Annotated in this window: 9 protein-coding genes; 4 read left to right on the forward strand and 5 right to left on the reverse strand. The window is 69.2% G+C overall.

The features are described from left to right. Window positions 1–350 precede the first annotated feature (350 nt). Window positions 351–644, forward strand: coding sequence for a hypothetical protein (locus tag ACFVXC_RS01925; protein WP_389900531.1), 294 nt, complete (start codon window positions 351–353; stop codon window positions 642–644). Between the two features lie 180 nt (window positions 645–824). Here the strand turns inward: ACFVXC_RS01925 and ACFVXC_RS01930 are convergent, their stop codons facing one another. Beyond that, complete coding sequence (locus tag ACFVXC_RS01930) at window positions 825–1931, reverse strand: multicopper oxidase domain-containing protein (RefSeq protein ID WP_389900533.1); 1107 nt, start codon at window positions 1929–1931, stop codon at window positions 825–827. Between the two features lie 416 nt (window positions 1932–2347). Here ACFVXC_RS01930 and ACFVXC_RS01935 point away from each other — a divergent pair, with 416 nt between their 5' ends. After that, window positions 2348–4762, forward strand: coding sequence for a ThuA domain-containing protein (locus ACFVXC_RS01935; RefSeq protein WP_389901528.1), 2415 nt, complete (start codon window positions 2348–2350; stop codon window positions 4760–4762). Next, on the forward strand, window positions 4759–6963 hold the full coding sequence (locus tag ACFVXC_RS01940; protein WP_389900535.1) for an OmpL47-type beta-barrel domain-containing protein: 2205 nt from the start codon (window positions 4759–4761) through the stop codon (window positions 6961–6963). Before ACFVXC_RS01935 ends, ACFVXC_RS01940 begins: the two co-directional genes overlap by 4 nt. A 72-nt stretch (window positions 6964–7035) precedes the next feature. On the opposite strand, the gene ligD is transcribed toward ACFVXC_RS01940, so the two are convergent. After that, the gene (ligD, locus tag ACFVXC_RS01945) at window positions 7036–8052 is read right to left on the reverse strand and encodes a non-homologous end-joining DNA ligase (RefSeq protein ID WP_389900537.1); all 1017 of its coding nucleotides are present in this window, start codon (window positions 8050–8052) and stop codon (window positions 7036–7038) included. A 73-nt stretch (window positions 8053–8125) separates the two neighbouring features. On the opposite strand from ligD, the gene ACFVXC_RS01950 reads away from it, so the two are divergent. Further along, window positions 8126–9223: an ATP-dependent DNA ligase gene (locus ACFVXC_RS01950; RefSeq protein WP_389900539.1), complete on the forward strand. Its 1098-nt coding sequence runs from the start codon at window positions 8126–8128 to the stop codon at window positions 9221–9223. Here ACFVXC_RS01950 and ACFVXC_RS01955 read toward each other — a convergent pair. The 3 genes from ACFVXC_RS01955 to ACFVXC_RS01965 are packed head-to-tail and all read right to left on the reverse strand — an operon-like array spanning window position 9220 to window position 11896. Further along, entirely contained in the window at window positions 9220–9999 is a 780-nt protein-coding gene (locus ACFVXC_RS01955; RefSeq protein ID WP_389900540.1) for an ABC transporter ATP-binding protein, read from the reverse strand. The genes ACFVXC_RS01950 and ACFVXC_RS01955 overlap by 4 nt on opposite strands. After that, a complete protein-coding gene (locus ACFVXC_RS01960; protein WP_389900542.1) occupies window positions 9975–10829 on the reverse strand; it encodes an ABC transporter permease in 855 nt (284 codons plus the stop codon). Before ACFVXC_RS01960 ends, ACFVXC_RS01955 begins: the two co-directional genes overlap by 25 nt. Further along, window positions 10826–11896, reverse strand: coding sequence for an ABC transporter substrate-binding protein (locus ACFVXC_RS01965; RefSeq protein WP_389900543.1), 1071 nt, complete (start codon window positions 11894–11896; stop codon window positions 10826–10828). Before ACFVXC_RS01965 ends, ACFVXC_RS01960 begins: the two co-directional genes overlap by 4 nt. Between the last annotated feature and the right edge of the window lie 332 nt (window positions 11897–12228).

The raw sequence follows: 12228 nt of genomic DNA on the forward strand, positions 1-12228 counted from the left end.
CAGGCGTGACCTGGTGCGCGAGACGCTCGACAGCCTCGCGGCACGGGCAGCACGGGCAGCACCGGCAGCACGGGCAGCGTAGACAGCTGGTCGGGAGGCACCGGCAGCACGGGCAGCGCAGGCAGCTGGTCGGGAGGCGCCCGAGGCACAAGACACCCCGAGGCCCTTCCTGCTCAGCCAGATCCTGGCCTGCTACGGCCACTACGGCCACCCGCTCGTCCCGACACCCCTGGACGATCCGCCCCTCGACCTGTTCCTGGACGGACTGCGCCATCCCGACCACCCCGTCGTAGGCGCCTCCGCAGCCGACGGCCTCGACCCGATCGCGACAGGCTCCCCGGTGGAGGGCCGTGCCGTCGAAGGCCTCATCGGGCTCCCGGAGCACGATCCGGAGATCGGCGTACGCCGACGTACCGCCACCGCGCCGACATACCGCCACCGCGCTGAGGTGGATCGAGTACGGCGAGCGACAGCACGCCGGCACCGCCACCGACGCCCTCGCCTGCCAGGCACAATCGCCCGACCCGGAGATCCGCGCGCACGGCGTCGCAGATGCCCCGCGGAGGGGCGCCCCCGACGCGTACGAGCGGCTGCCGACCGGGCCCGAACCCCCGGCGCGCACTGTCAGTTGCTGTCCGGTCTGATGAACGCGCCCAGCGGCTCGGATTCGTCCCGCCGTCGCGCTCCGTACGCACGGCGCTCATCAAGCGCCTCGAAGCTCCGCGCGCCACGGGCCGGGCCGAGCGGGGCGCGACCACGGGCTCCCCGGACGCGGAGGGCCGGTCGGAGCTGCTCACCGACCTCCTGGAGGCCTTGAACGCCCCTCAGCCGTGATGGTGATCGTGGCCGGACACCCCGGACACCCCGGACACCCCGGCCCCTCCGGCGCCTGTGGACTTCTTCGCCCCGGACGTCTCCTCCTCCGCTACAGAGGACCCCTTATCCGCCCCGGAAGACTTCTCCGCCGCCCCGGAAGCATGGTGCGGCTCATAGTCCGGAATCGTCCCGTCCGCCTTCTTCACCAGGAAGAGCCCCACCATCCCCATGTCGGAGTGGCTCTGCACATGGCAGTGGTACATCCAGGCGCCCGCACCCACCCCCTCCCCCGCGATGACCTGGAAGCCGAAGGAGTCCCCCGGCCCGGTGATCTTGTCGTCGAGGATCTGGCTCGGGTCGTCGGGGCCGGTGAGCAGGCCCGTGCGGTTGTCCGCCCAGCGGTGACCGTGGATGTGGAACGTGTGGTAGTACTCGCCATGCGTGATCGAGACGAACTCGACCCGATCACCCACCGTGGCCTCGAAGTTGGGGCTGTCGTGACCGGCCTTGTTGTTGATCGTCATGTCGTTGAAGACGACGGTGAAGGTCCTGTCCGGCAGCAGATCGCCCTTGCGGCGCACGATCAGCGCGCCGTAGAGCCCCTTGCGCACGCCGCCCGTCCCGTGGTCCGTGCCGACGACGTGGTCGTGGTAGTGCCAGTATCCCGCCGTCCCCGGCCGCCAGGTGCCGTCCTTGCGGCGGCCCGGCGAGTGCGTGCGCCAGGTGTACGTGCGCCTGCCGCCCGGCTCGACGTCGCTCTTGGTGTGTTTGGTGCCGTCGTTGGAGATGTCGTAGTCCATGCCGTGGACGTGCAGGCTGGCGTTCACATCCATCGTGTTCTCGAACTCGATGTGCAGGGTGTCGCCCTCGTTCAGCTCGATGAGCGGGCCGGGGACGGACGCCTTGCCCTTCTCCAGGCCGTAGCCCATCTGTCCGTCCGGCAGCTTCTCCGCGTACATCTTGATGCGGCGCACCTCGCCGCCCGCGGGTGCGGTCCTCGGCGCGCTCTCGGCCGTGCTCGCCTCGGGCGCCGAAGCTAGTGACAACGATGTCACCCCCGCCGTCGCGGCTACCCCGCCCACAAGCATCCGTCGGTTGAAGCTCCGTCGGTCCATGCCGAACTCCCTACTGCGGTACGGAGGCTGACGGGGCACGGATGGCCCCCGGGACGGCCACACGGTATCGGGGCGACTCCCGTTTATCCACACGCAGGACAAAGTTCGCGGAGTTCCGGTGTTACCTATTGGCGCCTGGCCAAAAGAGGTCTAGCTTCATCCGCGCCTGTTGCTGTGACCGACGAGGGGTGGGTGTACTCATGCGGCTCACACCGCATCAAGAGCCCTTGAACGTACGAGGGTTGAGCAGAGTCAGACGCAGATCGAACCGCCAGAACCAGGGCGGGAACCAGATCCAGAACCAGATTCAGGGCCGGAATCAAGGCCGGAATCAAGGCCGGAATCAGAGCCCGAGCAAGCACCGGAACCGGGTCGGCTCCCGCCGCGCCTGGGCCGCCGCCCTGCTCTCCGGAGCCATGGTCACCGGCGTGCTCTCCACACAGGCCGCCACCGCGCGGCCCTATCCCGAACCGCCGTTGACAACGATGTCCCTGCCGTCGCCGCCCGGCCAGGCGAACGTGCGCGTACTCGTCTTCCACGGATCGGCGGCGGGCGGCGACGAGTCACCGGTCGTGAACGCCGGCATCGAGGCCATCGAGAAGATCGGCCAGTCGGGACCCGCCGCCGAGCGGTTCAAGATCGTGGCGACCGATGACCCGGCGGTCTTCACGAACGAGGCCAAGCTCGGCAAGTTCAACGCCGTCGCCTTCCTGACCGGTGGCGGCGATGTCCTGGACCCCGAGCAGGAGGCGGGCCTGGAGGCCTACATGGAGGCGGGCGGCGGCTTCCTCGGTATCCATGACGCGGCCCGCGCCGAGCCGTACTCGACCTGGTTCACCGGCCTGATCGGCGCTCGCCCCGCCGACTCCAGCCCGACGAACGTACAGCGAGCCACCGTCGAGGTGGGCGACCGGGAGCACCCGGCCACCAAGGATCTGCCCCTCCAGTGGAAGCGCCCCGACCAGTGGCTGAACTGGACCAAGAACCCGACCGGCGACGTCCACACCGTGGCCCGCGTGCGCGAGTCGACATACCAGCCGGGCGCGAGCAAGAACGGCGCCGACCACCCGGTCTCCTGGTGCCGTGACTACGACGGCGGACGCTCCTTCTACACCGGCATGGGCGGCACGGCGGCCTCGTACGACGAGACGGACTTCCGCCGGCACCTGCGCGGCGCCCTGAACTGGACGACCCGCATCTCGCGCGCCGACTGCAAGTCGACCATCACCGCCAACTACAAGGCCCAGCGCCTGACCCAGGCCAACCAACCGGGCCAGAACGACCAGATCGGCGAGCCGCACGGCCTGGTCACGGCGCCCGACGGGAAGGTCATCTACATCGGCCGGGGCGGCGCCGACTCCTCGCGGCCCGTCATCACCGACTGGAACAACCCGGACGTCGGCAAGGGCAAGGGCGAGATCCACGTCTACGACCCCAAGACCAAGAAGTCGACGCTCGCCGGGGCGCTCACCGTCTTCGGCAACAAGGGCGGCGGCGATGAGCTGACCAAGGTCGAGGAGGGTCTGCTCGGCATCGAGCTCGACCCGAAGTTCGAGCAGAACGGCTGGGTGTACCTGCACTACACACCCCACTCGAAGATCAACCGCGAGACGCACATGGCCGAGCGCTACGTCTCCCGCTTCACGCTGGACCGGGCCACCGACAAGCTCGACATGGACAGCGAGAAGGTCCTGCTCAAGTGGCCGGTACAGATCCACAGTTGCTGCCACGCGGGCGGCGGGATGGCCTGGGACTCCAAGGGCAATCTCTACATCGCGACAGGTGACAACAACTCCTCGCAGTTCAGCGATGGTTACTCGGGCAACAACCCGCAGCCCAACTTCAAGGGCGTCTCCTTCGCCGACGCACGCCGCACCGCGGGCAACACGAACAACCTCAACGGCAAGATCCTGCGCATCCACCCGGAGGCCGACGGGACGTACACACTCCCCTCGGGCAACCTCTTCACCGGCAAGGAGCCTGACGAGGGCGGCGGCAAGACGCGCGGCGAGATCTACGTGATGGGCGTCAGGAACCCGGCGCGCATCTCCGTCGACAAGAAGACCGACACCCTCTACGCGGGCTGGGTCGGCCCCGACGCCGGTGCGCCTTCGACGACGTGGGGCCCGGCGAAGTACGACACGTTCGCCGCGATCACCCACGCCTCCAACCGCGGCTGGCCGTACTGCATGGGCAACAACCAGCCCTACCGCGACCGCAATCTGCCGGACCCGACGAAGCCGCTCGGCTGGTACGACTGCAAGAACCTCAAGAACGAATCGCCCAACAACGACGGCCTGGTGAACATCCCGCCGGCCGAGCCGAACAACATCTGGTACTCGCCGCAGGGCGGCGGCGTCGACTACCCGCGCGACGCGAAGGGCGTCCCAAGCTACAAGACGGAGGAGCAGAAGATTCTCCTGCCGTGGCTCAAGGGCGGCGGTCAGGCCACGATGAACGGCCCGGTCTACCGTTATGACGCGGCGAGCACGAGCGCCGACAAGTGGCCTTCGTACTGGGACGGCAAGTGGTTCGTCGGTGACTTCTACGACGCCGACCAGCCCCGGCACGCGGTGCTCACCGACCCGAAGACGGTCGGCAGCGGCGGCCTGCCCACGCACGCCGAATCCCTCAAGAAGATCATCCCGATCGGCAACGACGGCATCAAGAACCTCATGGACTGGAAGTTCGCCCCCGACGGATCGCTGTACGTCCTCGACTACGGCCGCGGGTTCTTCACCTCGGACTCCAAGTCGGCGCTGTGGCGCGTGACCTACTCGGGCGGCGAGGCCACGCCTGCCGCCAAGGACCTGGCAAGGAAGGCCGGATGATGCCCGCGCTGAGACAGCGAAGACTCTGGACGGCGCTTCTCGCGTCGCTCCTGATGGTGCTCGGCCTGACGTCGACGGCGGCGAGCCAGCCCGATAATCCCGGCGCCGCGGCCGCCCAGACCCTGACCTGGACCGCCAACAACGGGATCGACAAGTACGCGTCGGCGCCCGCCACGGCGGTCGCGGGCGCGACGACGATCGTCTTCGAGAACAGCGAGGCGACCGGCAACGACACCGGCATGCCGCACACGCTGACGTTCGACGTCTCGGATCCCGAGTACAACAACGACGTACCGCTGAACATCCTGGCCAACCCGAACGACGACCAGGGCGGCAAGCACACGGCGGAGGTCACCCTCACGCCCGGCCGTTACCGCTACCACTGCACGATCCCGGGCCACGGTTCGATGCAGGGCATCCTCGTGGTGACCGAGGGCGGCGGCGAGGACACCACCGCTCCCGAGACGGCGGCCAAGGTCGAGGGCCAGACCAACGCCGACGGCGCGTACGTCGGTTCGGCGACCGTCTCGGTGACGGCGACGGACGCGGGTTCGGGCGTCGACAGGACCGAGTACGCCCTCGGCGCCGACGGCGCCTGGCAGCCGTACACGGCTCCCGTGGTCGTCGACCAGGTCGGCACCCACAAGATCCGCTATCGCGCGAGCGACAAGGCGGGCAACGTGGCGGCGGAGAAGGCCGTCGACTTCACGGTGGTCGCGCCGCCCACCGACGACAAGACGCCCCCGGAGACCTCGGCCACGGTGACCGGCGAGAAGAACGACAAGGGCGAGTACCTCGGCATGGCGACCGTCACCGTGACGGCGTCCGACACCGGCTCCGGTGTCAACAAGATCGAGTACGCGATCGGTGACGGCGGCGCGTGGACGGCGTACACCGCGCCGGTCATGGTCCACGCGGCGGGCCCGTACAAGATCCGCTACCGCGCGTCCGACAAGGCGGGGAACCAGGCGGCGGAGAAGGCCGTCGAGTTCGCCGTGGTCACGCCGCCGGTCCAGGACAAGACGCCACCGGAGACCGCCGCGAGGGTGGACGGCACCAGGAACTCGGACGGCGCGTACGTCGGCAAGGCGAAGGTGACCCTCACCGCGACCGACGCCGACTCCGGTGTCGACAAGGTCGAGTACTCGCTCGACGGCGGTCCGTATCTCGCCTACACCGCTCCGGTCGTCGTCGACCGCGTGGGCCGCCACACGGTGGCCTACCGGGCGAGCGACAAGGCGGGCAACACGTCGGCGGCCAAGGACGTCTCGTTCACGGTCAAGGAGAGTGGCGGGGTCCCGGCCCCCAACTGCGCGGAGTTCGACGAGCGGTTGACGGTCATCGTCGGCACGGTCGACACGGGCATCCCGAACCGGGTCACCAACACCCGCTGCCGCATCAACGAGCTGATCGAGGACGAGAAGGAGTGGACCTCCCACGCGCTCTTCCTCAAGCACGTCAAGAGCGTCACGGACAAGCTCCTGAAGGCCGGTGAGATCGACCAGCGCGAGTACAACAAGATCAACAAGGCCGCCAAGCAGTCCGGCATCGGCAAGCCCGGCCAGACGGACGGCTACCGCAAGATCTTCGACGGCACCCAGGGCTCCCTGAACAAGTGGGAGCAGGTCGGCGGCGGCAAGTTCGGGCTCAACGCCGACGGTTCGATCACCAGCAGCACCACCGTCGAGGGCATGGGCATGCTGTGGTTCCCGGAGCGCAAGTACGGCGACTTCTCGCTGAAGCTCCAGTGGCGGGACGACGCGCCGGGCAACGGCAACGCCAACGGCGGCGTCTTCGTGCGCTTCCCGCAGGTCCACGACCACCCGGAGGAGTCACGTCCGGAGTGGGTCGCCATCAAGTACGGGCACGAGATCCAGGCGCTCGACAAGCCTGACGGCGACATGTACAAGACGGGGTCGGTCTACGGCTTCGACCGGGTGGGTCTCGCCGGTGCCGGCGTCACCCCGAAGGGCACGTGGAACGACTACGAGATCAAGGTGGTGGACCAGCACTACTCGATCTACCGCAACGGCGTCCTGATCAACGAGTTCGACAACACCGGCGGCCAGGACTTCACACCGCCGCGCGGCGACGACCCGGGCACGGACGGGCGGCGGTACTCCTCCGGCTATGTCGGGGTGCAGGTGCACGGGGTCACTGATGTGATCTCGTACCGGGACATCAGGATCAAGGAGCTGTAGCCCGGCGCCACTCCTCGACTGATCGATTCCGCTTCGGCGCCCGTACCCCGCAGGGGGGTGCGGGCGCCGTTGTCATTGCTCCTCGTGCCTGGCCCGGCTCGGCTGTACCCGCTTCGGCTCGCCCGGCATCTTGGGGTACTCGGGCGGATAGGGCATGTCGCCCAGGTCGCGGTCGCGGTCGTCGCGGTCGGCGAGTTCGAGGAGTGCGTCCAGCGAGAAGGCGTGCTTCTCCATGTCCGCGTGCACATCGCCGACTTGGGCGAACCGCTCCGGCATCGTGCCGATGTCGAAGTCCTCCGGCACCGCGTCGTCGATCTCGTCCCAGCGCAGCGGCGCCGACACGGGGGCGTTCGGTCCGGGGCGTACCGAGTAGGCGGAGGCGATGGTCCGGTCGCGGGCGGTCTGGTTGTAGTCGACGAAGATCCGCTCGCCGCGCTCCTCCTTCCACCACGCGGTCGTGACGGCGTCCGGCATGCGGCGCTCCAGTTCGCGGCCGCAGGCGATCACCGCCCTTCGTACGCCGGTGAAGTCCCACCTCGGTTCGATCGGCACGAAGACATGCAGGCCGCGTCCGCCGGACGTCTTGGGCCAGCCCTGGAGGCCGAACTCGTCCAGGACGGTGCGGAGTTCGTGTGCGGCGCGCACCGCGTCCGCGTAGTCCGTGCCGGGCTGCGGGTCCAGGTCGACGCGGAGTTCGTCGGGGTGGTCGGGGTCGTCGCGCCGTACCGGCCAGGGGTGGAAGGTCAGCGTGTTGAACTGGGCGGCCCAGACGACGGCGGCCACTTCGGTGGGGCAGATCTCCTCGGCGGTGCGGCCGCTGGGGAAGGCGATGGTGCCGGTGGGGATCCAGTCGGGGAGGTTCTTGGGGGCGCGCTTCTGGTAGAAGAACTCGCCGGTGACCCCGTCGGGGAAGCGCTGGAGCGTCGTGGGGCGGTCCCGCAGGGCGCGTACGATCCCGTCGCCGACCGCGAGGAAGTAGCGGGCGACGTCCAGCTTGGTGAAGCCCCGCTCCGGAAAGACGACCTTGTCCGGGCTGGAGAGCCGCACCACCCGCCCGCCCGCGTCGAGCTCGACCGCTTTACCACCCATGCCGCCACGCTAGGCGCAACGCACGAGAGTCGCATACCGGGCGAAAGCTGCCACATGGGCACAGAATCGAGATATGGATCTGCCGGTGATGCCCCCCGTCAAGCCCATGCTCGCCAAACCCGTGGCGAGGATCCCGCCGGGCATGCAGTACGAGGCCAAGTGGGACGGCTTCCGTGCGATCGTCTTCCGTGACGGCGCGGACCTGGAGATCGGCAGCCGTACGGGCAAACCCCTGACCCGGTACTTCCCGGAGCTGGCCGAGGCCCTGCTCGACCGCCTGCCCGCCCGCTGCGTCCTGGACGGCGAGATCGTGATCGCCCGCGACGGCCGTCTCGACTTCGACGCCCTCACGGAGCGCATCCACCCCGCCGCGTCGCGGGTGCGGACGCTCGCCGAGCGGACCCCGGCGTCCTTCGTGGCCTTCGACCTGCTCGCCCTGGACGACGGGGCCCTGCTCGACACTCCTCTCGCCGACCGCCGCACGCGCCTCACCGAGGCCCTGGAGGGCGTGAGCGCCCCCGTCCACCTCGCGCCCGCCACCATGGACCCCGAGCTGGCCCGGGAGTGGTTCGAGCAGTACGAGGGCGCGGGGCTCGACGGCGTCATCGCCAAGCCGCTCGACCTGCGCTACCGGCAGAACGAACGGCTCATGTTCAAGATCAAGCACGAGCGCACGGCGGACTGCGTGGTCGCGGGCTACCGCCTCCACAAGAGCGGCCCCATCGTCGGCTCGCTCCTCCTTGGCCTGTACGACGACGGGGGCGCCCTGCAGCACGTCGGGGTCTGCGCCGCGTTCTCCATGCGGCGGCGGGCGGAGCTGGTCGACGAGCTGGAGCCGCTGCGGATGGACGACGCGGCCGAGGGGCACCCCTGGGCGGCCTGGGCGGACGAGGCCGCGCACGAGACGTCCCGGATGCCGGGCGCGCCGAGCCGCTGGTCGGGCAAGAAGGACCTGTCCTGGGTGCCGCTGCGTCCCGAGCGCGTCTGCGAGGTGGCGTACGACCACATGGAGGGCGGGCAGCGCTTCCGGCACACGGCACGGTTCCGCACCTGGCGACCGGACCGTACCCCTGACAGCTGTACGTTCGCCCAGCTGGAGGAGCCGGTCCGGTACGACCTGGCGGATGTGCTGCGCCAGCCGCCGACGGCTGGGCGGCGTGCCGGCCGCTAGGCGGCAGGCCGGTTCTCGGGGCGTGCGAGCGCCGGGTCGCCGCCTGCCGGGTCGACCCCCAGCTGTCGCAGCAGCCTCCCGCGCAGCTCCGCGTACTCCGCGCTCCCCTGCCCCCGCGGCGCGGGAAGCTCCACCCGTACGTCGGCCGCGATGCGCCCCGCGTCCAGGACGACCACCCGGTCGGCGAGGGCGATCGCCTCGTCCACGTCATGGGTGACCAGGAGCACGGCGGGCCGGTGTGCCTCGCAGAGGCGTCGCAGCAGGGCGTGCATCCGGATGCGGGTGAGCGCGTCCAGTGCGCCGAAGGGCTCGTCGGCCAGCAGGAGTCGCGGTTCGCGCACCAGGGAGCGGGCGAGCGAGACCCGCTGCTGTTCGCCGCCGGAGAGGTCCGCCGGCCAGGCGTCCTCCCGGCCACCGAGGCCCACTTCGTCGAGCGCCGCGCGGCCTTGGTTCCGTGCTCCGGGGCCCGTCAGGCCCAGTACGACGTTGTCCAGGACCCGCTTCCAGGGCAGCAGGCGTGCGTCCTGGAAGACCACCGAGACGTCGTCCGGCGCCGTGAGCTCTCCGCTGCCCTCGACCTCGTGGTCGAGTTCCGCCAGGGCCCGCAGGAGCGTCGACTTGCCCGAGCCGCTGCGTCCGATGAGTGCCACGAACTCACCTGGTGTGATGGTCAGTTCGAGCCCGTCGAGAATCGTGCGGTCGCCGAAGGAGCGGACGAGCCCTTTGATGCTGACGGCCGGTCCCTCGTCCGTCAGCCCGCCAGTGTGCGTCGCCATGACAGCGCCTTCCTCTCCACGAGCCGGACCAGTGCGTCCGAGATGAGACCGAGAAGGCCGTACACGACGAGGCCGACGATGATGATGTCGGTCTGCCCGTAGGTGCGGGCGAGCTCCATCATGTAGCCGATGCCACTCGTGGCGTTGACCTGCTCGACCACGACGAGCGAGAGCCACGCCGCGGTGACCGCGAACCGCATGCCGAGGAGGAAGCCCGGCAGCGCCCCCGGCAGGACGACGTGCCGCACGAATCCGGCCCGCGAAAGCCCTACGGTCTCGGCGAGTTCGGCGTAGCGTCCGTCGATCGTCCGCAGCCCGTTGTGGGTGTGGATGTAGACCGGCACGAAGACGCCGAGCGCGATGGTGATGACCTTCATCGACTCGCCGATGCCGAACCAGAGGATGAGCAGCGGGATCAGCGCGAGTGACGGGATGGCCCGCTTGATCTGCACGGGTCCGTCGATGATTCCCTCGCCGATCCTGCTGAGTCCGGCGGCGATCGCGAGGGCGAGCCCGGCCGCGGTACCGAAGAGCAGCCCGAGGAGGGCGCGTTCGGCGGAGGTGGCGAGGTTCGACTGGAGGCGCCCCTCGGAGATCAGGTCACCGGCGGTCCTCACCACGGTCCAGGGCGCGGAGAGGTTGCGGGCGTCGATGAACCCGGCGGCCGACCCCGCCGACCAGAACGCGAGCAGGAGCAGGGGGCCGATGGCCCATCCGTACGGTATGGGGCGGCCCGGTCCAAGCCTGCGGCGCCGCGGCGGCCGACGGCGTACCTGCACGGGTTCGGTACGGGCTGCGGCCTTGGTCAGGGAGGGGGCCTCGGCGCTCATGTGCCCTCCCCCGCACGGGACTTGACGGCGTCGGCGGCCACCGACTCGTACCGCCGGTCGAAGAGGACCTCGGCGTCGAAGGGCTTCTTCCCGGTCTCCTTCGCCAGCAGATCGACGGTCTTCTGCTGCCGCGCGATGGCGGAGGTCCAGTCGGCCGGGAAGTCGGGGTGGCCGTTTCCCTTGACGAGGTACTCGCCGTCCGCGCGGGACAGGCCCTGATCCTTGACGTAGTAACCGGCGATCCACTCGTCGGGATGCTTGTCGGCCCATTCGCCGGCGCGCGCCCAGTACTTCACGAACTCCCTGATGGCCGCGGCCTTCTGAGGATCCTCCACCGACTCGGTCGGCACCCACAGATGCCCCGGGTCGTCCCGCAGGCCGTGCTGGATGGTCTTCGCGCCGTCCTTGCCGTACTTCGCGGGATAGCGCTTGATGTTGACCCCGCCGAGCGGCGCCGCGTCGACCTGGCCGCTGCCGAGCGCGGACGGGTAGACGTCGCCGGTGCTGGGCAGTTCGACCAGCTCCACGTCGTCCTTGGTGAGCCCGGCCTTGGCGAGGATGCGCAGGACGAGAGCGCCCTGTGCCTGCCCCGGACTGTAGGCGATCTTCTTGCCGCGCAGGTCCTTCAGCGTGTCGATGTCCGCGCCGGGCGCGACGCCGATTTCGTACGTGGGGTGCTTCAGCGGGTCCTTGCGGAATTTGGACGCCACCAATTTCGTGTCGAGTCCCGTCCAATGGGCGTGAATGGACGGTATTTCCGCCGCGGAGCACACGTCGAGGGAATGCGCCCTGAATGCCTCGGAGCACTGGGGACCGCCGCTGATGTTGGCCCATTTCACCTTGAAGGGGAGCTTGCCGATCTGTCCGGAGAGTTTCAGGGCGACCTGGGCGTCCGGGGCTCCGACGGTGATCGTGGTGTTCGGGTCCACCTTCTTCGGGATCTTGGCGGAGACCTGCTTGGCGTCGACGGTCTCGGTCGACGTGGCGTTGTCCGCGCATCCGGCCAGGAGCAGCGGCGCGAGGAGGGCAGCGCCGAGCGCCGCCCGTACATGTGTGGGCGTGCGCATATGTGTGGGCATGAGTTCTTTCCCGGAGTGCGGACCTTCACGGAGGGGGAAGACCGGCAGGGCGATTACCTGCGGCCCTGCGGTTTCTCACGAAAAGACGTGTGCGTCTTGAAGGTCAGCTACACATTGCGGTGGCGACGCGCATCAGATCAACAGCGCGCCGCTGCTTGAACCGCCGGGATATTCGCATGGCGATGAAACTAACCACGGCACCAAGAGGGGTCAAGCCGTCTCACCCGCCCCGGCTTTCCGGAAACGCAGCCTTCGCACTCCGGCCATACGCGCGTCACACCACCCCACGGCTCCCCGCCGGGAACACATTCGCGCCAATG

This window comes from Streptomyces sp. NPDC058257 (assembly GCF_042881845.1).
Lineage (GTDB): Bacteria > Actinomycetota > Actinomycetes > Streptomycetales > Streptomycetaceae > Streptomyces.